Source organism: Streptomyces sp. JW3, assembly GCF_052216785.1.
GTDB lineage: Bacteria > Actinomycetota > Actinomycetes > Streptomycetales > Streptomycetaceae > Streptomyces.
The window spans coordinates 39,573-59,127 of the sequence record NZ_JBQOUX010000020.1; the positions used below are offsets into that span (position 1 = coordinate 39,573).

Annotated in this window: 19 protein-coding genes and 4 pseudogenes; 16 read left to right on the plus strand and 7 right to left on the minus strand. The window is 72.5% G+C overall.

Annotation, left to right across the window (positions count from 1 at the left end; translation table 11 throughout):
- The first annotated feature begins 133 nt into the window (after positions 1–133).
- From ACTT8P_RS11420 to ACTT8P_RS11435, 4 genes are all read left to right on the plus strand, one after another.
- Positions 134–982, plus strand: coding sequence for an oxidoreductase (locus ACTT8P_RS11420; protein WP_442831465.1), 849 nt, complete (start codon positions 134–136; stop codon positions 980–982).
- A complete protein-coding gene (locus tag ACTT8P_RS11425; RefSeq protein WP_442831466.1) occupies positions 982–1,596 on the plus strand; it encodes a TetR/AcrR family transcriptional regulator in 615 nt (204 codons plus the stop codon). The genes ACTT8P_RS11420 and ACTT8P_RS11425 overlap by 1 nt, the downstream gene beginning before the upstream one ends.
- Positions 1,597–1,687: 91 nt before the next feature.
- Positions 1,688–1,984 carry a type II toxin -antitoxin system TacA 1-like antitoxin gene (locus ACTT8P_RS11430; RefSeq protein ID WP_442831467.1) on the plus strand — a complete coding sequence of 99 codons (297 nt, stop codon included), beginning with the start codon at positions 1,688–1,690 and terminating at the stop codon, positions 1,982–1,984.
- A complete protein-coding gene (locus tag ACTT8P_RS11435) occupies positions 1,981–2,367 on the plus strand; it encodes a fic family toxin-antitoxin system, toxin component (protein ID WP_442831468.1) in 387 nt (128 codons plus the stop codon). Before ACTT8P_RS11430 ends, ACTT8P_RS11435 begins: the two co-directional genes overlap by 4 nt.
- A gap of 856 nt (positions 2,368–3,223) precedes the next feature.
- Here ACTT8P_RS11435 and ACTT8P_RS11440 read toward each other — a convergent pair.
- Complete coding sequence (locus ACTT8P_RS11440) at positions 3,224–5,848, minus strand: WD40 repeat domain-containing protein (RefSeq protein ID WP_442831508.1); 2,625 nt, start codon at positions 5,846–5,848, stop codon at positions 3,224–3,226.
- On the opposite strand from ACTT8P_RS11440, the gene ACTT8P_RS11445 reads away from it, so the two are divergent.
- The 4 genes from ACTT8P_RS11445 (at position 5,774) to ACTT8P_RS11460 (ending at position 8,726) form a co-directional block, all read left to right on the plus strand.
- Positions 5,774–6,124, plus strand: a complete 351-nt coding sequence (locus tag ACTT8P_RS11445; protein WP_442831513.1) for a hypothetical protein — start codon at positions 5,774–5,776, stop codon at positions 6,122–6,124. The two genes, ACTT8P_RS11440 and ACTT8P_RS11445, sit on opposite strands and share 75 nt — an antisense overlap.
- Positions 6,125–6,337: 213 nt before the next feature.
- Positions 6,338–6,655, plus strand: a complete 318-nt coding sequence (locus tag ACTT8P_RS11450) for an SH3 domain-containing protein (protein WP_442831469.1) — start codon at positions 6,338–6,340, stop codon at positions 6,653–6,655.
- Between the two features lie 108 nt (positions 6,656–6,763).
- Positions 6,764–7,912, plus strand: coding sequence for a DUF4185 domain-containing protein (locus ACTT8P_RS11455; RefSeq protein ID WP_442831470.1), 1,149 nt, complete (start codon positions 6,764–6,766; stop codon positions 7,910–7,912).
- Positions 7,913–8,021: 109 nt separating this feature from the next.
- Positions 8,022–8,726, plus strand: coding sequence for a DUF4396 domain-containing protein (locus ACTT8P_RS11460; protein ID WP_442831471.1), 705 nt, complete (start codon positions 8,022–8,024; stop codon positions 8,724–8,726).
- Positions 8,727–8,754: 28 nt separating this feature from the next.
- On the opposite strand, the pseudogene ACTT8P_RS11465 reads toward ACTT8P_RS11460, so the two are convergent.
- Positions 8,755–8,997 (minus strand): annotated as a pseudogene (locus ACTT8P_RS11465) (hemerythrin domain-containing protein); the annotation flags it as partial.
- 180 nt (positions 8,998–9,177) lie between these two features.
- On the opposite strand from ACTT8P_RS11465, the gene ACTT8P_RS11470 reads away from it, so the two are divergent.
- Positions 9,178–9,561, plus strand: a complete 384-nt coding sequence (locus ACTT8P_RS11470; RefSeq protein WP_442831472.1) for a DUF1330 domain-containing protein — start codon at positions 9,178–9,180, stop codon at positions 9,559–9,561.
- Positions 9,562–9,609: 48 nt separating this feature from the next.
- On the opposite strand, the gene ACTT8P_RS11475 is transcribed toward ACTT8P_RS11470, so the two are convergent.
- Both ACTT8P_RS11475 and ACTT8P_RS11480 read right to left on the minus strand, forming a co-directional pair.
- Positions 9,610–10,824, minus strand: a complete 1,215-nt coding sequence (locus tag ACTT8P_RS11475; RefSeq protein WP_442831473.1) for a PP2C family protein-serine/threonine phosphatase — start codon at positions 10,822–10,824, stop codon at positions 9,610–9,612.
- An 836-nt stretch (positions 10,825–11,660) separates the two neighbouring features.
- Positions 11,661–11,987, minus strand: a pseudogene (locus ACTT8P_RS11480) (LysR substrate-binding domain-containing protein); the annotation flags it as partial.
- 1 nt (position 11,988) lies between these two features.
- Here ACTT8P_RS11480 and ACTT8P_RS11485 point away from each other — a divergent pair.
- Positions 11,989–12,825 (plus strand): annotated as a pseudogene (locus ACTT8P_RS11485) (MFS transporter); the annotation flags it as partial.
- A gap of 116 nt (positions 12,826–12,941) precedes the next feature.
- Here ACTT8P_RS11485 and ACTT8P_RS11490 read toward each other — a convergent pair.
- Positions 12,942–13,229: an RICIN domain-containing protein gene (locus ACTT8P_RS11490; protein WP_442831474.1), complete on the minus strand. Its 288-nt coding sequence runs from the start codon at positions 13,227–13,229 to the stop codon at positions 12,942–12,944.
- A 188-nt stretch (positions 13,230–13,417) separates the two neighbouring features.
- Here ACTT8P_RS11490 and ACTT8P_RS11495 point away from each other — a divergent pair.
- A pseudogene (locus ACTT8P_RS11495) lies at positions 13,418–13,767 on the plus strand (protein translocase subunit SecD); the annotation flags it as partial.
- Positions 13,768–13,808: 41 nt separating this feature from the next.
- Here the strand turns inward: ACTT8P_RS11495 and ACTT8P_RS11500 are convergent.
- On the minus strand, positions 13,809–14,504 hold the full coding sequence (locus ACTT8P_RS11500; RefSeq protein WP_442831475.1) for a TetR/AcrR family transcriptional regulator: 696 nt from the start codon (positions 14,502–14,504) through the stop codon (positions 13,809–13,811).
- Between the two features lie 134 nt (positions 14,505–14,638).
- Here ACTT8P_RS11500 and ACTT8P_RS11505 point away from each other — a divergent pair, with 134 nt between their 5' ends.
- The 4 genes from ACTT8P_RS11505 (at position 14,639) to ACTT8P_RS11520 (ending at position 18,607) form a co-directional block, all read left to right on the plus strand.
- Positions 14,639–15,793: an FAD-dependent oxidoreductase gene (locus ACTT8P_RS11505; protein ID WP_442831476.1), complete on the plus strand. Its 1,155-nt coding sequence runs from the start codon at positions 14,639–14,641 to the stop codon at positions 15,791–15,793.
- The gene (locus tag ACTT8P_RS11510) at positions 15,793–16,551 is read left to right on the plus strand and encodes an alpha/beta fold hydrolase (RefSeq protein WP_442831477.1); all 759 of its coding nucleotides are present in this window, start codon (positions 15,793–15,795) and stop codon (positions 16,549–16,551) included. Before ACTT8P_RS11505 ends, ACTT8P_RS11510 begins: the two co-directional genes overlap by 1 nt.
- Before the next feature lie 110 nt (positions 16,552–16,661).
- Complete coding sequence (locus ACTT8P_RS11515; protein ID WP_442831478.1) at positions 16,662–17,699, plus strand: SPFH domain-containing protein; 1,038 nt, start codon at positions 16,662–16,664, stop codon at positions 17,697–17,699.
- Positions 17,696–18,607 (plus strand): hypothetical protein, encoded by a 912-nt coding sequence (locus ACTT8P_RS11520; RefSeq protein WP_442831479.1) that lies wholly within the window; start codon positions 17,696–17,698, stop codon positions 18,605–18,607. The genes ACTT8P_RS11515 and ACTT8P_RS11520 overlap by 4 nt, the downstream gene beginning before the upstream one ends.
- A gap of 94 nt (positions 18,608–18,701) precedes the next feature.
- On the opposite strand, the gene ACTT8P_RS11525 is transcribed toward ACTT8P_RS11520, so the two are convergent.
- The gene (locus tag ACTT8P_RS11525) at positions 18,702–19,145 is read right to left on the minus strand and encodes a hypothetical protein (protein WP_442831480.1); all 444 of its coding nucleotides are present in this window, start codon (positions 19,143–19,145) and stop codon (positions 18,702–18,704) included.
- Here ACTT8P_RS11525 and ACTT8P_RS11530 point away from each other — a divergent pair.
- The gene (locus ACTT8P_RS11530; RefSeq protein WP_442831509.1) at positions 19,144–19,554 is read left to right on the plus strand and encodes an MmyB family transcriptional regulator; all 411 of its coding nucleotides are present in this window, start codon (positions 19,144–19,146) and stop codon (positions 19,552–19,554) included. The two genes, ACTT8P_RS11525 and ACTT8P_RS11530, sit on opposite strands and share 2 nt — an antisense overlap.
- Position 19,555: the final 1 nt, after the last annotated feature.

Below are 19,555 nucleotides of genomic sequence, written 5' to 3' on the forward strand. Positions count from 1 at the left end.
GCGTCGCTGTGGGCCCTCGGCATGCGGACAGCGATTCGTCATAAGTGACAGGGCAACGATAAAAATCGACGCGGTGTAGAGTTTGTGGCAAGGAGGCCGTCCTGCTTCCTCACCGGAGCTTTCTGGAGCACCCATGCAGCAGCGGAACTGGCTCATCACCGGCGTCAGCACGGGCCTCGGCCGGGCCTTCGCGCAGGCCGCCCTGGCCGCCGGCCACACCGTCGTCGGCACCGTCCGCGCGGAGAAGGACCTGCGCGCCTTCGAAGAGCTCGCACCCGGCCGCGCGCACGGCCGCATCCTGGACGTGACCGACGACGACGCCGTCTCGGCCGTGGTCGCGGAGGCGGAGCGGAGCGTCGGCCCACTGGACGTCGTCGTCGCCAACGCCGGCTACGGCCTGGAGGGCACCTTCGAGGAGACACCGCTCACCGAGCTGCGGCGGCAGTTCGAGGTCAACGTCTTCGGAGCGACGGCCACCCTGCGGGCGGCGCTGCCCCACATGCGCCGGCGTCGCCGCGGGCACCTGATGGCCGTCACCTCCATGGGCGGGCTCATGGCCGTACCGGGCATGTCCGCGTACTGCGGCAGCAAGTTCGCCCTGGAAGGCATCCTCGAGGCACTGGGCAAGGAGGTCGCGCAGTTCGGCATCCATGTGACGGCGATCGAGCCCGGCTCCTTCCGCACCGACTGGGCCGGACGCTCCATGACCCGCGCCGAGCGCACCATCGACGACTACGACGACCTGTTCCGCCCCATCCGCGAGGCACGGCAGAAGGCCAGCGGGAATCAGCTGGGCAACCCGGTCAAGGCGGGGGACGCCGTCGTACACATCGCATCCGTCGAACGGCCGCCGGCCCACCTCGTCCTGGGTTCGGACGCGCTGCGCCTGGTCACCGCCGCGCGCGCGGCGGTGGACGAGGACATCCGCGCCTGGGAGACCCTCTCCCGCACCACCGACTTCGCCGAAGGCGCGCAGCTCTGATGCCCGGCCGAGAACCCGCGCGGGGCCGACGTCCCACCGAACGCAAGGGCGATGTCCGGGAGCGGGCCATCCTCGACACCTGCGAGGTTCTGCTGGCGCAGAAGGGCTACGACGCCATGACCGTCGGCGACATCGCCCAGGGCGCCGGCATCACCCGTGGTGCCCTGTACTTCTACTTCGGCTCCAAGCAGGAGGTGGTCACGGCGCTCGTGGCCCGGACCGTCGAGCATCTGTGGGAGCGGTCCCGGGCCACCGCGCGGGCCGAGGAGCCGCGCCAGGCCGTCGCGGCGGCCATGCACCGCACGGTCGAACTGTGGAACGAGCACGGTCTGGTCATGCGCACGGCCATCGACCTGTCGTTGACCGTGCCGGAGATCGGTCAACTATGGAGCCACACGGCCGACTTGTTCATCGCGGCCATCACCGCCGTCCTGGAACGGGCCGGCGTGCCGGCCGGCACCCGACCGGATCAGGCCCCGGCGATGGCCCGCGCCCTGTGCTGGATGATCGAGCGGACCTTCTACCACGCTTCGCAGGAATCCCGCGAGAAGCTGCAAGAGGCGTCCGCGACCTGCGCGCACATCTGGCTGACCAGCGCCGGCCTGACCGGCTGAGGCACGCCGGGCGTCTTGCGCCGCGATCGCCACTCCGATCCGCGATTCCACGCACTGACGCCCGAATGGTACTACTGGTACCGTGGGTGCCATGCCGGATCCCAAAGCGATGAACCTACGCTTCCCCGACCCCGCGCAGCGGGCGGCCATCGCGGCGGCCGCCAAGCAGGCCGGGGTCAGCATGCAGGAGTACATCCTCTCGGCCGCCTACGACCGGGCGACCGCGGTGGAACAGCGGTTCCTGGAGGGCTTCAAGGCGTCCATGGCCCGCAGCGGCGCGGCTTTCGCGGCCGAGCCCAGCACCGTCGACGCCGACGCGGAGCAGCGGGCGAGCGAGCAGGAGGCACTGCGGGAACTGGCCGAGCAGGGGCGGGACCACGCCGCGTGAGCGAGCAGGAACCTCCGCACCCCCTCGACGTCACGTTCCTGCTGCACGCCGCCGAGCTGCTCGACGGTGATCCGCAGGTCGACGACTACGGACCGCTGTACGCGGCCGTCGCCCGGGTCAACGCCCGGGCGATGGAGCGGGACATCTACGGATCGCCGCATCTGCAGGCCGCCGCCCTGCTGCACACCCTGGCCAGGCTGCCGTGCCTGGAACACTCGAACGAGGCCTTCGCCTGGCACGCGACCGAGGCCTACCTGACCCTCAACGCGCACGCCCTCGACTACCCGCCCAAGGCAGCGGTCACGCTGGTGCGCGACGCGGCCCGCGGAGCGCTCGGCGTCGCCCGGATCGCGCGGCAACTGCGGGACTGGGCTACCGCTTGAGCCACTGCGGGCGGGCCGGGACATGAGATCCATGGACGGACTCCCCGGCCACCGCGGTCGCGTCTCGACCGTCACACCACGGGCACCATCCCCATCCCCGGCTCGGGTTCTGCCGCGCGCCCCGGTCGCCAGCGCCCCGCCGACGGCGCCCGGTACCTGATACTGGGCCTCGGCCCGGAGCAGGAGACCGGTCCCTGCCTGCCGCCCGACAAGGACGACCTGATCGCGTACGGCCCCCTGCTGTCCGACGACGCCACCGCCTGGCTGGGTACTGCGGTACTCGTCCGGGCGACGGACACGGCCGCGGCGCGTGCCGTGCCTTCCTGGCACCGGTCGGCCACGCCCATGTCGAGGTGCACGCCTGGCGGCCCGGCGGGCGTCCGTGACACACCGGGCGCGGGTCGGCGCGGCGTCGGCGGGGTCGTGGCCGCGGGCCCCGGCGCGGACGCCCCCGCGCGGTGCCGCGTCGGGCGATGGCCTCGGCGGCCTCGTCGACGGCGGTGCGGATCAGTTCGCCGCAGGGGCCGGGCCTGCCAGGAGGCCGGGGCGTGCGGCCGGGCCGTGCCGATGTGTGCGGCCACGCCGGCGGACCAGCTGTCCGCCGTGCTCGCCCTGCTGGGCCGCCACGGTGCAGTCCCCGGAGCCGTCCGGACCACCGGACCCATCGCCGTGATCACCGGAACCCCTGCGGAAGGCGGAACTGGGCGCGGTTCGTGCGGGGTTGCACGGCGCCGCGCACGGTGCGGGTCTGCTCGAATCCGTCCCTGACCACTACCAGCCCGTGCGAACCACCGGCAGGAGGCAGCGGTGAAGCCCTGCCCCCGGCGCGCGGGGCTTCGGCCCGGTGCGGTCCGGGTCACGTGCGGCGCGGGCACGGCGGGGCGTAGTCGAGACGGGGGAAGTGCCGGGTCCACTGGGTGCGGCTGATGGTGCGGTGGACGCGGTCGCAGGCGTCGGCGAGCACCCGGTCCAGGGCGGTGTACCAGATCTGGACGCTGTAGTGGGCGGTCACGGTGAGGAACGTGCCGTCCGAGGTGAGGTAGCGCACCTCCTTGACCGTCCCGCGGGGATTGATGAGGTGGGCCAGGGGGGCGGGGCGGGTGCGGTCGGTCACGTCCCAGATGTTCACCACGCCGTCGATGCCGACGGTCGCCGCCGTGCGTCCATGGGCGGCGAAGGCCACGCCGGTGACAATGTCGGCGTGCCTGGCCAGCTCACCCAGCTCACGGGGCCGGGAAAGCTCGCTGATGTCCCACAGCTTCGCCGTGTGGTCGTCGCTCCCGCTCAACAGGGTGCGGCCGTCTGGACTGTAGGCGAGGGCGTCGATGAAGTGCCGGTGCCCCTTGAGGATGGCGAGGGGGGCCGCGTGGCGCGGGTCGGTCACGTCCCAGAGGCGGACGTGGCGGTCGTCGGAGCCGGAGGCCAGAGTTCTTCCGTCGGGGCTGAACACCACGGGTTTGACATTGCCGCCGTGTCCGCTGAGCGCGTCGAGCATGCGGGGGCGGGCCGGGTCGGTGATGTCCCAGAGACGGATGGTGTCGTCGTAACTGGTGGTGGCGGCCATCCGCCCGTCGTGGCGCACGGCGATGGAGTAGACGGCGTCGGTGTGCCGCGTGGGCGGCTTCGACAACAGCCTGGGGTGGCGCGGGTCGGTCACGTCCCAGGACCGCAGTACGCGGTCGGCGCCCGCCCCGAGCAGTGTGTCGCCGTCCGGGGTGAACTGGATCGGGCCCACGCCGACTCCGCCGAGGTCGGTGCCGCCGAGCCGGCGGGGCTGTCGTGGATCCTTCAGGTCCCACAGGACGACGCGCGAGCCGTCGGTCATGGCCAGCAGGCGGCCGTCGGCGGTCACGGCCGGCGTCTGTCCGGTAGGGATGTCCAGGACGGGTGTGTGCCCGGCCGGTGTGGACCCGGTCGGTTCGGGGCCGGGCGGTTCGAGTCCCATCGACGTGACGGACAGGGTGCTGAGCAGGGCGTCGTGTGTGCGTTTCTGCGGGGTCTGGCGGTAGGCGGCCAGCGCGATCTGGACGGCCAGTGACGGATCGTGCGGGCTGAGCCGCACGGCCTCCTCGCCGGCCCGCAGGGCCACGGCCTCGTTGCGCTGCTGGGCGACGGTGCTCTCGGCCCGTACGGCGAAACCGGCGGCGGCCACGGCACACACGAGCAGGACGGCCAGCGCCCCGACCAGCCGGCGCAGGCGGCGCAGCCGGCGGCGGTCGCGCCGCTGCGCCTGTTGTGCCGCCGACTCGCCGGCCTCGAGGAAGGCGCGTTCCCGGGCGGTCAGCGTCTGCGCGGGGAGGTCCCTCGCCGCGGCGAGGCGTACGCCGCGGTACAGGGTGTCGGGGTCGTGGTCCAGGGATTCCCAGAGGGTGGTGGCCTCGGTGAGCGCGCGTCGCAGACGTTCCTGCCCGCGGTCCTCCTCCAGCCAGCCGCCGAGCCGGGGCCAGCAGCGGATCAGCGCCTCGTGGGCGATCTCCACGTGGTCGGTGTCAGCGGTCAGCAGCCTGGCCCTGGTCGCCTGTTCGAGGACGAACGCGGTGTCCGGACCGCTGTCGAGTTCCTGCCGCGGCACCCGGCGCTTGGTGTCCTCGGTGCCCTCACCCAGCGCGACAAGCCGCAGGAACAGCCGCCGCGCGGCCGTCTGCCGTACGTCGTTCAGCGCGCCGTAGAACTCCTCGGCGGTCTGGGTGAGGGCGCCCTCGATGCCGCCCGCCGCGCGGTAGCCGGCCAGCGTGAGCGCGTTGCCCCGCCGGCGCTTCCAGGTTTCCAGCAGCGCGTGCGACAGCAGCGGCAGCGCCCCGGGCCGGCCGTGGGCGTCGGCCGTGAGGGTCGTCAGCAGGGCACTCTCGACGGTGAGCCGGGAGCGGACGGCGGGCTGGACGATCGCCGCCCTCAGTTCCTCGGCGGTCATCGGGCCGACCGGATGGTGGGCCCGGGGCAGGGCCTCGACGAGGCCGGTCAGCCGGGTGCAGTGCGTGTAGAAGTCGGACCGCACGGCGATGGCGACCCGGGTGCGGCTGTCGGGGACCCGCGTCGCGTGCACCAGCGCGGCGACGAACCGCTCCCGTTCGTCCGCGTCGTGGCAGACGGTGAACACCTCCTCGAACTGGTCGACGACGATGAGCAGTTCGTCCGCCGCGGAGCCCGCCTCCTGCTGCCCGGCGAGGATCTGCCGCACCATCCGGTGGAAGGTGTGCGGTCCGGCGGCGAGTCCGGCGTGCACCGGCCCGGGAGCGGTGCCGGCCCGGGCCGCCAGTCGTACGGCGCATTCCTCCAGCGGGTGCGGGCCGGGAGTGAAGACCAGTGCGGCGTCGTCGGGAAAGGCCGGGAGTACTCCCGCGCGCAGCACCGACGACTTACCGGATCCCGATGCCCCGAACAACACGAGAAGCCGGTTTCCCTTCACATGTTCGACAAGGGTGCCGGTGAGTTTCTCGCGCCCGAAGAAAAACCCGGCATCGGCCTCGCCGAACGGGAACAGACCGGCATAGGGGGGCTTGGCGGCGTTCCTTTTCCGGTTTTCCGCGTCGGCCTCGGCCGACGGGTTCGTGCCCGCGCACGCGTCAGCCGTCCGTTGCCAGATCAGCTTCCATTCCCGCTCGTCGCCGCCGCAGGCACGGACGTAGGCAAGGGTGACGGCCAGGCTGGGGAGTTGACGCCCCGCCGCGGCCGAGGACAGCGTCGCGATCCCGTAGTGGGTGTCGCGCGCGAGATCCCGGTAGGTGGGACGGCCGGCCTGCTCCCGCAGTTTCCGTAACCGCGCGGCGAATTCGAACAGAGGACCGCCGTCCGGGTCCAGAGGACTTTCCCCCCGTGGCACGTACTCGTCCTTTCCCCCGGGACACGCCGATTGTTCGGCATCCGTTTGTTCAGCGTCGGGCGCCCCGACTTGAACAACAGATTAGCGGCTACAAACGGTGCATCAGGTCCCGCACCGAGGACCGGACAACGAACGGAAACGAGGAATCCCATGAACATGCGCACGCTGGCCGCGGCCTTCCTGATCAGCGGGCTCGCCCTGACCGCCGGCCCCCTCGCCCAGGGCGCGCAGGCCGTGACGGCGGCCGTGCCGTCCGCTGCCGCGCAGCAGCAGGTCATCATCTGCACCGTCAACGACAACGGGGTCAACTTCCGCGGCGGCCCCGGCACCGATTACCCGGTCCTGGGCCAGGTGAACAAGGGGCAGCAGCTCAACTACCGCGACCGCAAGGGCGAGTGGGTCATGGGCGATCTGGTGGGCGGGCGCACCGGCGTCTGGATCCACGACGCCTACCTCGACGGCTGCTGACCGCACCGTCCCGTAGGTACCGCGGGGTGCCGTCGCCACGTGTGACGGCACCCCGTGCCCTCCTTGACCCGTTACCCGTTGCCCCAGCCCTTCCACGAAGGACCGTTCATGCACGACAGCACACCGGGCGGCGGCGCCGCACGTCCGCCCCAGGCCCCCATCCGCCCGGTCCACCCCATCCGCCCGGTCCACCTCAGCCGGGCCGGTTTCCTGCGCGCGGCCGCCACGGCGGCGCTCGCGGGCACTCCCCCGCTCCGCACTCCGGCCCACGCGGCGGCCGACCCCCTGCGCGTCTCCAAGGTCGCCGACCTCACCGGTCCAGGACTCACGAACCGGTTCCGCATGGCGGCCACCGACCTGGGCGTGCCGGCGCGGACACCCGACGGCCGGCTGCTGTTCGTCTTCGGCGACACCTTCGAGGAAGCAAGGGTCGGCGGCGGGTGGTGGCGCTCGCCGGTGGCACTGTACGGGCGCTTCGGCGGTCCCGGCCGCCCGGTCGTCTGGACCGGCGCGGTAGGCGGACGGCACGCCCGGCAGCTGTGGCCGTACGACCACGACAACCCCGAGTACTCCACCGTGCTGCCGTCCGACGTGATCACCCTCGGCGACGCCATGTACCTGCACGTCATGGTGAACAAGGGCCTCGGCAACGTGGTGCGCACCGAGATCTGGCGGTCGGACGACTCGGGCGCGACCTGGGCTCCCACCGGAGCCGTGTTCGCCCCGCAACTGCACGGCGGCATGTTCCAGCTGCTCACCTGGGCCCTCGGTGACGACGGCTACGTCTACGTACTGTCCACCGGGTTCCAGCGGGACAAGCCGGTCATCCTGCACCGGGTCCGTCCCGGCCGTCTGACGGACCCCGGCGCCTACGAGCCGTGGGGACGGGCCGCCGACAGCCGCTGGGGCTGGGGCAACCCGCCCACGCCCGTCCTGGACGGCGCGTTCGGCGAGCTGTGCCTGCGGCCGCTCGACGGCCGGTGGCTGCTGACCTGGTTCAACCAGGGCGACTACCGGATCGAGGGCCTGGTCGCGGACCACCCCGCGGCGGACCTGCGCACCGCCCACCGCCGCACCCTGCTGCGGGGCACGTCCTGGGGCCACGAGGACGACACCCACGTGGCGCAGCTGTACGGCGGCTACGTCATTCCGGGGTCGACGCTCGACGACCTCCACCTGTCGGTGAGCCAGTGGAACACCAAGGAGGGCTGGCCCTACCGCGTCATGCAGTTCCGCGTTCGCGGCCTTGCCCGCTGAACACCGGAACGGACCGTCCGCGTCTGCGCCCCCGGGTCCGCGTCCGATGACGCCGCCGGGGGTACTCGGCCGCGTGATCATCACTGGGCGACGAGGAGGCGGGTGGGTCATGGAGCAGCACGTGCGGCCGGACGGCTGGATCGAGGCGATCGGCTGGTTCAGCCTCTGCGTGGCCTTCGCCAGTGCCCTGGTCATCGCGGCCGACGTGGTCCTCCTGGGGCGCCGCCAGAAGATGTGGATCATGAATCTGGTGTATCCCGTCACGGCCCTGTACTGGGGCCCGGTCGCTGTGTGGTTCTACTTCCGGCACGGGCGGCGCACCTCGAAGGCGGCGGTCGGGGAACACGGGATGCCCGACCCCGACGAGCTCGCGCCGTGGAACGTGCGGTCCAAGGCCGTCAGCCACTGCGGCGCCGGGTGCACCCTCGGTGACATCGGTGCCGAGTGGCTGGTCTTCGCGGCGTCGCTCACCCTGGCCGGCAAGGCGCTCTACGCGGACTTCGCCCTGGACTTCGCGTTCGCCTGGGTGCTGGGCGTCGTCTTCCAGTACTTCTCCATCGTGCCGATGCGGAACATCGGCAGGGTCAAGGGCATCTGGGCCGCCGTGAAGGCGGACACCCTGTCCATCGTCGCCTTCCAGATCGGGCTCTTCCTCGGGATGTGGCTCTACCAGGAGGTGCTCTTCTCGCCCGGTCTGCCCAAGACCACCGCCGCGTACTGGATGATGATGCAGCTCTCCATGGTCCTCGGCTTCTTCACCGCCTGGCCGGTCAACGCCTGGCTCGTGCGGGTGGGCTGGAAGGAGAGGATGTGACCCAGGGCGTCGTGACGGGCGGCGGCCGTCAGCCCTTGCCGCGTCCGGTCAGGGCGTCCCGCACGCGGTCCACCATGCCCGCGCCGGGAGCCAGCAGCTTGTTGGCCGGCGGGGTGTCCGAAGCCGACGGGTGCGGGCGGGTCGGCGCGGTCTTCTTCGCCTGCCGGACCTTGTCGCCCAGCTTCATCAGCTCGTCCGCGGAGGCCGCCGTCCGCAGCCGGGGGAAGAGGGTGTCCTCCTCGTCCCGGACGTGGGAGCGGATCTCCGTCATTCATCGAGTCTCGTCGAGCGGTACGGAGCGCGGGCTGGGTATCCCTGCCGCGGCCCACGCAAACCCCGAAGCCATACCGACCGGGTGGTATGCAGACGGGTCCGCCGTCGCCTAACCTCCTACCAGCCGCCGGCGCGAAGCCGCCGCGCCTGAGCCTCCGACGACGACAAGGAGACGGCCATGGCTGTCGATCCCTCCGGGACGGCCCTCAGCGAGCTCGGGGCGCACGGCCCCGGGGAGCCCTTCGTCATGCTCAACCTGCTTCGGTTCGCACCCGACGGCCGTGCGTCCTACGAGGAGTACTCACGCCGTGCGGCCGTCTTCCTGCGCCGGTACGGAGGCGAGCTGCTCTACGCCGGAGACGGAGCCACTCCCCTGGTCGCCGAGCAGGGGCAGGCGTGGGACGCCGTGCTCCTCGTGCGCTATCCGAGCCGGGAGGCGTTCAGCCGCATGGTGGCCGACCCCGACTACAGGAAGATCACCCCGCTCAGGTCCCGGGCGCTCACCGAAGCCGTACTCCAGCCGACCACCCCGTGGACGCGGCAGACCGGTGACGGCAGCTGAGCCCGCCGGCCCGGGTGCCCGCGCGCGGTATCCGTGGCGGGAGGCGCGTCACGGGGTCAAGTCGCGCTGCTGTCCGCCGCGCCACTCGGTGAGGAGCACGGTGGCGTCGTCGTCGAGAAGGCCGTCATGATGGGCCATCACGGCCGCCATCAGCCGCCGCAGCGTCTCGTGCAAGGTGTGCCGGCCCGAGTGCTGGCGCAGGACGAACTCGATGAACCGGTCCCGTCCGAACTCCCTGCCCCGGGCGTCCCGCGCCTCGACCACCCCGTCGGTGTAGAGCAGCAGCCGGTCCCCGGGCTCCAGCTGATGGACGCACTCGGTGACCGGCAGTCCGAGGTCGGCGCCCATGGGACCGGCCGGCGGGCACGCCGGCTCCGTGGTCCACCGGTTGCCGCGCAGCAGGATCGGCAGGTGGTGACCGCGATTCACCCAGCTCAGCCGGCCGGTCTCCAGGTCGAGATCAGCCAGGATGCCGGTGACGTACCGGCGGCCGCCGAACTGCTCGATCAGGGTCTTCTCCACCTGCCGGCTGGTCTCGGCCAGGGACGCGCCCTGGCGCCGGGCGTTGCGGCAGGCGGCCACGGCGACGTTGGCGGTGATCCCCGCGGCCGTGTCATGGCCCATGGCGTCGAAGACGCTCAGACTCAGCACGCGGTCGGCCACGGCGTAGTCGAAGGCGTCCCCACCGACCTGATAGGCGGGCTCCATCACCGCGCCGACCGTGACGTCATGACCGGCGAAGGCGGGCGGCGGGGTGAGGTTCCACTGCATCTCCGCCGCCACGTTCATCGGCTCGGTCCGCACCAGTCGGGCGAAGGAGTCGCTGAAGGAACGCTTGCTCAACAGCAGCAGCGCCGTCATCGACGCCCAGTGCCGCAGTGTCTCCCGGACGGCCTCCTCATCGGTGCCGGTGTCCGTGTCGGCCCGCAGCACGCCCAGGCGCTCCACACCGTCGGTGACAGCCACCCACCACCGGTGCCGCCCGGCACCCGCGCTGTGCTCGGGGAGTACGTCCACACGCTGATAGGCCCGGCCGGGCAGGCTGTTCTCGACGGTGAACGACTGCCCACTCTCTCCTGCGTCCAGCCCCTTGCCGGTGAGCCGGCGCAGCACCGTCTCACGCACATCGACGACGAAGACGGCGACGTCCCACAGACCGGCTTGCGCCGCGTGCGCCGAGATCGCCTGCGGCAGTTCCTCGAGAGTGGCGGTATGACTGAGCTGCATCAGCCGGATCAGCGCTGCTGAGGATGGTTCGTTCATGCGTCACGCCTCTCGACGGGCCGACCCGGGACCGTCCCCCGCTCCCGCCGGACACGGTCCTGCGCCCCTGGAGCGGCCCCTTCCGCAGCGGCTACCCCTCTGCCGCCGGGTTACGCGGACACGTGGCGGCCGACGGTGGTGGGCCGGCCCCGGACGACCAGGGCCAGGGCCAGGGCCAGGACCAGGGCCAGGACCAGGACCGGGACCGGGACCGGGACCGGGACCGGGTCAGTGGCGAGGGGTGGGGCGGATCGTCGGCCCGTTCGCGGGGGCGGCGGTGGTTCCGCTGTTCCAGCGGAGCAGCAGAGTACCGGCCGTGACGGCCGGCACGGTGAACGTCGCGGGCACCAAGTCGTCGGGCCACCGGCAGGTCGAGGAGGAACAGGCCCAGGCCGGTCGGCCAGTGGCGGCGAGGGGACTTCTCCCTGACGCCTGAGACGATCAGGACCGCGGGGACGACCAGCATCAGCAGCGTCACCAAGGCCCGGCTCGGGCGGGGCTCGGAACTGTCGCCGGGGATGAACAGCGCCACAGCGGTCAGGCGAGGCCCAGCAGGATCCGGCCGGTGCCGGGCCGTATCTCCCGGGGCGGGCCGGGAGGCGGCGTGGGGGCGAGGGCCGGAACCGGAGGGGGCGGAGCCGGTGCCGTGGCGATGCGGCGGGCCGAGAAGTATCGCCGACGCGAAACTGACCGGGCCCGGCGGCGGCCCTCCGCCGGCATCGGCCTGCACCTGGCGCGGCTGCGCGAGACGTTGCGCCCGGCGGGCGGTGCGGAGCGGCCCGTGCGGCGGTGAAGTGTCCTTTCCCCGTGGGGGCCGGACCACGCAGCTGACGTGATCACGTGCTGCTCGGCGGCAGTTGCGCCGGGCTGACCAGTTCGCCGAGCACCCCGGTCATGAACTGGACCAGCCAGCGTTGCGCGGGGCTGCGCGACGACTCGTGCCGGGCGTAGAGCGCCACCTCGATCGGCTCGGTCTCGAAGGGGAGTCGCACCAGGCGGAGCCGGTGGGCGGCGGTGAACACCTCGCCGACGTACTCGGGGACGATCGCGATGAGGTCGGTCCGCTCCAGCAGGTAGGGGAGCATCGAGAAGCGGGTGGCCTCGACGGCCACCCGGTCCAGGAGGCCGTACGCCGCGAGCAGCGACCGAGGCACCACGTGGCCGCCCGCCGCCCGGCGGGCCCGCGCCAGCACCCTGACCATGACCGGCTACCACACCGGTGCGGTGATCACCTCGCTGCTGGCCCTACAGGTCACCGAGAACTGGCAGGTCCTCTTCTACGTCCTCGGCGTCGCCGGTCTCGGCATCGCGGTCGTGCAGTGGTTCCGGCTGCCGGAGTCGGAGGCGTTCGTCCGCGCCAAGGAGGCGTCCGCGTCCCAGCGGGTGCCGTTCTCCGAACTGCTCAATCCGGCCTACCTCGGCGCGGGCATCGGCATCTGGGTCGCCTCGTTCATGGGCCTGCTGCTGGTCTACGGCCTCAACACCTGGCTGCCCAAGCTCATGAACGACGCCGGCTATCCCGTCCCCACGGCCGTCACCCAACTGCTCATCCTCAACGTCGGCGGTGTGGCCGGCCTGATCCTGGGCGGCTACGTCGCCGACCGGCGGGGCATCAAGCTCACCACGCTCGGCTGGTTCGCGGTCTCGGTGGCCATGCTGGCGTGCCTCAGCATCAAGATGCACAGTGATCTGCTGCTGAACGTCGTCGTCTTCCTGACCGGCGTGTTCGTCTTCTCCGCGCAGGTGCTCGTCTACGCCTACGTCACGAACTACTACCCGGCCGCCGTCCGCGGCACGGCCCTCGGCTCCGCCTCCGGCATCGGCCGGATCGGCTCCATCGTCGGCCCGTCCATCACCGGCGCCCTGGTCGCCTCGGGCATCGGCCACCCCTGGGGCTTCTACTTCTTCGCCGTCGTGGCGGTCGCGGGCTTCCTGGCCGTACTCACCCTGCCCGCACGACCCGCCGGCGCTCCCGCGGCGGCCGCCGAGCCCGCCGTCTGATCGCGAACGGGAGGCGGCACGTACGCGGGGAGCGTCCGTGCCGCCTCGGTACGCCAGGCAGGCGAGTACGAAGTCCGTCGTGCTCGGTGTGCCGAGTTGAGCGCGGCGTCAGCCCGTCAGCCCGTCCGGACGATGAAGCGCTGGTCGGCCGCGCCGGTGCAGGGTTCCTCGATCGCCTCGGCGCCTGCGGCGGTGTCGTCGCCGACGATGCCGATGCATCCGCTGCTGGTGGCCGGCCGCAGCCGGAACGCCCCCGTGGTGGGCTCCAGATGGAAGAGGGTGCCCTGCGCGCAGTCCTCCCGGGGCTCGAGCATGCCCTTGATCTGGTCCTCGCCCATGACGGTCAGGCAGCCCTTTCCCAGCTGGGGGTGGTGCCACTGGATGCGGTACAGCTCCTCGCCCATGGGCTCGAGGTACGTGCGGGGCACGGGCGCCTGCGCGCAGGGGAGCTGGACGGCGACGGCACTGTCGTAGGCGCCGTCGCGGTCGCGTCCGTCGGTCAGGCAGAGGTCGGCCGTGCGGGCGGGGCGGATGGTGACCCAGCCGTCGGGGGAGCGGCGGCCACTCCTGACCTGGCGGAGTCGCCGGAAAGCAGTTGTACCTCGCGGTCCGCTTCCGCCGGCGCTTCGGTGCCGCGCCGTCGGCGCGCTTCCCCACGACGTGCTCATTCTCGTCGGTGGCTTGGCCTGGCTCGGCAAGCCCGTCGACGGAGTCTTCCTGGCCGCGGTGCTCACCGTCATCGGCTACTCGGTCAACGACTCCGTCGTCCTGTTCGACCGCGTCCGCGAACCGCTCGCCCGCGACCGCGCCACCGAGCTGTCGCGCCCGACCGACAACGCGATCCTCCAGACCCTGCCCCGCACGGTCAACACCGGCGTGGGAGCGGCCATCACTCTCACCGCCCGCGCGGTACTGGCCGAGGACACCCTCACCGACTTCGCCCCTTCGGGTCGCGGGCCGGCGAGAGGCGAGGGCGCCGAGGCTCACTCCTCCACCACGGGTGCCGGTGTGTGCGTGATGCCGTTGACGAGGACGTCGAAGCCCCAGCGGAACCTCTCTTCCGGGGTGCCGCCGATCAGTGCGGGCAGGTGCGCGGCGATCGCCGGATGCGTGGCCGCGCTCGCGGTGCCCAATGCGTGCACGGTGGCGTTCCAGTCGTCCGCGGCGGCGGGATCGTGTTCGCGCGTCGACTGCTCGGCAGCGGTGGCCGTCGCGCTCTGAAGCAGCTTGTCCACCCCCCAGGCCGCCTGTTCACGGCCGGCCCCGCCGCGGGACAGCAGGCCGAGGGCGCGCTCCACCAGGCGCAGGTAGTTCTCCCCGCTCGGACGGGCGACCAGCGCGGACCGCGCGAGCTGCGGGTAGGCGAACAGCACCAGGGTGTACGACCTCATCACCGCGCGAAGCTGCTCCCGCCAGTCCTCGCCGCCCTCGTCCCCCGACAGGTCGACCTCGCCCAGCAGGGCGTCGAGCACTGCCGCGTGCAGAACGGCGGTGTTGGCCACGTAGACGTACAGCGAAGCCGGGCCGGTGTCCAGTTCCTGGGCGATGCGGCGCATCGTGACCTTCTCCAGCCCCTCCCTTCGCATGATCTCCACTGCGGTCTCCACGATCCATCGCCGGGAGAGGGCGGGTTTCGCCGGACGGTCCCGGCGGCTCGTCGGTTCTCTTCTGACGGTCATGTTTCCGATCGTAACGAACACGTTCGCCGCAGCCGGCAGCCCTCTTGAGCGGCTGATAGAACTTGTTCGTAACGAACATGTTCGTTACGGTGTAGGTGTCGCGCCCGTTTCCCACACCTTTCGAAGAGGCATCCATGAGCACCAGCCATGTCCCCGTCGCGATCATCGGTGGCGGTCTGGGCGGCCTGACCGCCAGCCGTGTCCTGCATGTCAACGGCATCGAATCAGCGGTCTTCGAACTGGAGGCATCGCCCGAGGCCCGTACCCAGGGCGGCATGCTCGACATCCACGAGGCGAACGGCCAGAAAGCGCTGCACGCCGCCCACCTGTACGACGCGTTCCGCAAGATCGTCCACACGGGCGGGGAAGCGATGCGCCTGCTCGGCCCGGACGGCACCGTGCGGGTGGACGAGGCGGACGACGGCACCGGCGACCGGCCGGAGGTGGACCGCGGCGAACTGCGCGACCTGCTGCTGCGCTCCCTGCCCCACGGCACGGTCCGCTGGGGCCGGCGGGTCACCGGAGCCCGGGCGCTCGGGGACGGCCGTCACGAGGTGACGTTCGCCGACGGCTCGACCCTCACGACCGACCTGCTGATCGGCGCGGACGGCGCCTGGTCGCGCGTCCGGCCGCTGCTCTCGGACGCCTGGCCCGCGTACACCGGCATCTCCCTCGCCGAGACCGACCTGTTCGAGGCCGATGCCCGCCACCCGGACAGCGCGGCGATCGTCGGCACCGGCTTCTTCATGGCCCTGGGCGACGAACGCGGAATCCTCGCGCACCGCGAGAGCGACGGCAGCCTGCACGCCTACACCGCACTCAAGGTGGACGAGGGCTGGCTGGACACCGTCGACTTCTCGGACCCCGCCGCCGCCAAGGCCGCGGTCCTCGCCCACTTCGAAGGCTGGAACGAAGGACTGCGCAAGCTGATCGCCGACGCCGACGCGATCGCCCCGCGCCGCATCCACGCCCTGCCCGTCGGGCACCGCTGGGAGCGCGTCCCCGGTGTGACCCTGCTCGGAGACGCCGCGCACGCGATGCCGCCGTTCGCGGGCGAGGGCGCCAACCTCGCCATGTTCGACGGCGCCCGGCTCGCCCTGGCCCTCGCCGCCCACCCCGGCGACACCGAGGCCGCGCTGCGCGCCTACGAGAAGGAACTCTTCCCGCGCAGCGAGGAGACCGCCCGCGACTCCGCGGACAGCCTGGCCACGATGTTCGGCGAGCGGGGCCTGCGGGAGATGGCCGCGTTCTTCACCGCCGGCCCGGCCGGACACCAGGAGTACTCCTGATGCGCGCGCCCCGCTCCGTTTCCGTACGCCCGGGACTCGACCTCGCCATACGTGAAGCAGGTCATGGCAGCCCAGTCCTCGTCCTGCACGGCGGCCCCGGCCCCGCCGGCATCGCGCCCATGGTCGACCACCTGGCGAAGGACCACGCGGTCGTGGCGCCCACCCACCCGGGCTGGGACGACACCGTACGGCCCGACGACCTGGACTCCGTACCCGCACTCGCCGCCGGCTATCTGGACCTGCTCAGCCGCCTCGCCCTGCACGGCGTCACCGTCATCGGCACGTCCTTCGGCGGCTGGGTCGCCACCCAGAGCGTCCTGGACGACCGCGAAGGCCGGATCGCGCGGCTCGTCCTCGTGGACGCCATCGGCCCCGTCGTGCCCGGCCAGCAGGTCACCATGCCCGCCGGGCCACCGCCCACGGCCCGTGTCCCCGTCACGGGACCCTCGCCGGCACCACGGCGCGGCCCCTCCCCCTCGTCGATGGCGGCCCTGCGCGCGTACGCGGGACCCGCGATGGCGGACCCCGGTCTGCTGGCCCGGCTGCCGTCCGTCACCTGCCCGGTGCTGGTGCTCTGGGGCGGAGACGACACCGTCGTCAGTCCCGACTTCGGCCGTGCCTACGCCGCGGCCTTCCCCCACGCACGGTTCGAACTCATTCCAGACGCGGGGCACCAGCCCCTGCGGGAGAGGCCCGAAGCGGTCCACGCCGCCCTGGACTCCTTCCTCACCCGACAGGACCGGACCACCCGCCACTGACCTGCCCAGCGGGCTCGGGGTGACCCGCCCACCCATCGGCCATTCTCGTCCTCTTGACGATAACGACGATCTCCCCTTATCGTCGAAGCGACGAGAAAAAGGAGTTCTCCATGGCCGACATCACCCGGCGCCTGGGCTGGCGCCATCTGCGCGCCACGCCCACGGCCCACATCCGGCACCACCGCGACGGCAAGCTCGTGCACGACGGGACCGGACTCGGCTTCTGGTTCCGCCCGTTGACCGCCGCGCTCTCCGAGGTGCCGGTCGAGGACCGGGAACTGGCCATGACCTTCCGCGCCCGCACCGTCGATTTCCAGGACGTGTCGGTGCAGGCGACCGTCACCTACCGGATCGGCGACCCGGCCCTGGCCGCCGCCCGCCTGGACTTCTCCGTCGACCCCGACACCGGGGCCTGGCGCGGGGCCCCGCTGGAGCAACTGGGCACCCTGCTCACCGAGACGGCCCAGCAGCACGCGCTGGACGTGCTGGCCCGCACCTCGCTGGCCGCGGCGCTGGTCGACGGGGTGGCCGCAGTGCGCGACCGGGTCGCGGCGGGCCTCGGCGCCGAGCCGCGGTTGCCGGCCACCGGGATCGAGGTGGTGACCGTACGGGTCATGGCGGTGCGCCCCGAGGCCGAGGTGGAGCGCGCGCTGCGGACGCCCGCCCGGGAGCTGATCCAGCAGGAGGCCGACCGGGCGACGTACGAGCGGCGGGCCGTCGCCGTCGAACGCGAGCGGGCCATCGCCGAGAACGAACTGGCCAGCCAGATCGAACTCGCCCGCCGTGAGGAGCAGTTGGTGGAACAGCGCGGGGCGAACACGCGCCGCGAGGCGGAGGAGGCCGCGGCGGCCGACCAGGTGCGGGCCCGGGCCGAGGCGGCGCGCACGGTCGGGCTCGCCGAGGCCGAGGCGGCCCGTGCGGTGGCGCTGGCCCGTGCGGAGGCCCAGGCGGCGCGTGAGGTCGGCGCGGCCCGGGCCGAGGCCCAGGCGGCCTGGCTGCGCGTCCACGGTGAGGTCGACGTGGCAACGCTGCACGCGCTCACCGGGACGCGGCTGGCGGAGAACCTGCCGCACATCGACAGCCTGACCGTCTCCCCGGACGTGCTGACCGGGCTGCTGGCCCGGCTCGGCGGCGGAGCCGGGGGATGAGCCTCGCGCCGCGGGCCGTCCTGGTCCACCGCACCACGCAGTACGAGGAGTTGGTGGCCCGGCACGGTACCCACGGTCAGGCCGCCTTCTTCCTCTCCTCCCGGGGCCAGGACCTCGGGGACGTCGCCGAACGCCACCGCCGGGCGCACCGGGCGCTGGCCGAGGTGGCGGCCGCGGTCCCGCCGACCTGGCGGCAGGCCCGGGTGGAACGCGGCGACCTGGACCGTTTCCTGTTCGCCCCGGAGGACGTCGTGGTCGTGGTGGGGCAGGACGGGCTGGTGGCCAACGTGGCCAAGTACCTCGCCGGGCAGCCGGTGATCGGCGTGGATCCCGAACCGGGGCGCAACCCCGGCGTACTGGTACGGCACCGGACGGCCGACGCGGCGGCGCTGCTGCGCGGCGCGGCGGCCGCCCGGACGGACGAACTCACCATGGTCGAGGCCGTCGCAGACGACACCCAGCGGCTGGTCGCGCTGAACGAGATCTACCTCGGCGCCGTCGGACACCAGACGGCCAGATACCGCCTGGGCCTGGAGGGCGACGGGGGTGTCGTCGAGGCCCAGGCCTCCTCCGGGGTGCTGGTGGGCACGGGCACCGGCTCGACCGGCTGGCTCGGGTCGGTGTGGCAGGAGCGGGGCAGCGCGCTGCGCCTGCCACACCCCACCGAGGACCGGCTGCTCTGGTTCGTCCGCGAGGCGTGGCCGTCGCCGGCCACCGGGACGTCCCTGGTGGCCGGCGAACTCGCCGCCGCGGGCCGGCTGTGCCTCACCGTCGAGTCCGAACGTCTCGTCGCCTTCGGGGACGGCGTGGAGGGCGACGCCCTGGAGCTGACGTGGGGGCAGACGGTACGGGTGGGCAGGTGCGAGCAGCGGCTGCGGCTGGTGACGCGTGTTCCGGGGCAGCGGTGACTCGACGAGGCGGGGCGGGGCGGCGGGTGCGGGTGGGTGCGGGTGCGGGAGGTGACCGGCGTGGACCGGCCGCTGGGTGTGGCCCGCGCCCGGGTCACCGTACGCCGGTCAGTTCGGCGGTGAGGGTCCACAGGCGGGCGGCGGTCGCCTGGTCGAGGGAGGCCGTGGAGGGTTTGCCGACCCTGGGGTGGCTCTTCATGCCGCCGTGCCGGTCCGGGCCGACGTAGGAGTTGCCGGGAAGGTCCTGGCAGGCGGCGTACAGGGTCGGCAGGGCGCCGTGCTCCGCGTCGTTGTTGAGCCGGGCCAGCAGTGCGTGGCCCAGCTTCCCGGCGGCGGAGTGGCTCATCAGGCCGGTGGTGGCGATGCCGGGGTGGGCGATGAGCGAGCGGACCGGGCGGCCGGCCGCGGTCAGGCGCCGTTGCAGTTCGGCGGAGAACAGGTTCAGGTGCAGTTTGGAGTCCTGGTAGGCGCCGGATGCCTTGTAGGGCCGGTGCGCTCCGGAGAGGTCCGCCGCGTCCTTGGTGCGGGCCGTGCCCATGCGGTGCGGCTGGGAGGAGACGGAGACGATCCGGCCGGTGACGCCCGCCGCCCGGCGGATCTACCCGGCCGCGGACCACCCCAGGCACTCCCGCTTCTACACCGCCCAGCTACGGCAGGCGGCGGCCCGGCACGGTCCGGGTTCCCCGGCCGCGGAACTCGTCCGCCGCCTCCTGGCGGGCAGCGAGGAGTTCACGGCCGTCTGGAACGAGCACCAGGTCGACGTCGGCTTCAGCGAGGAGAAACGTGTGCTGCACCCCGAGGTCGGCCGGCTCACCCTGCACTGCCAGACCCTCCTCGACCCCGACCAGGAACACGCCCTCCTCGTCTTCACCGCCACCCCGGGCACGGAGAGCTACGACAAACTCCAGCTGCTGAGAGTCGTCGGCACCCAGCGGCTGGCCGACTGAG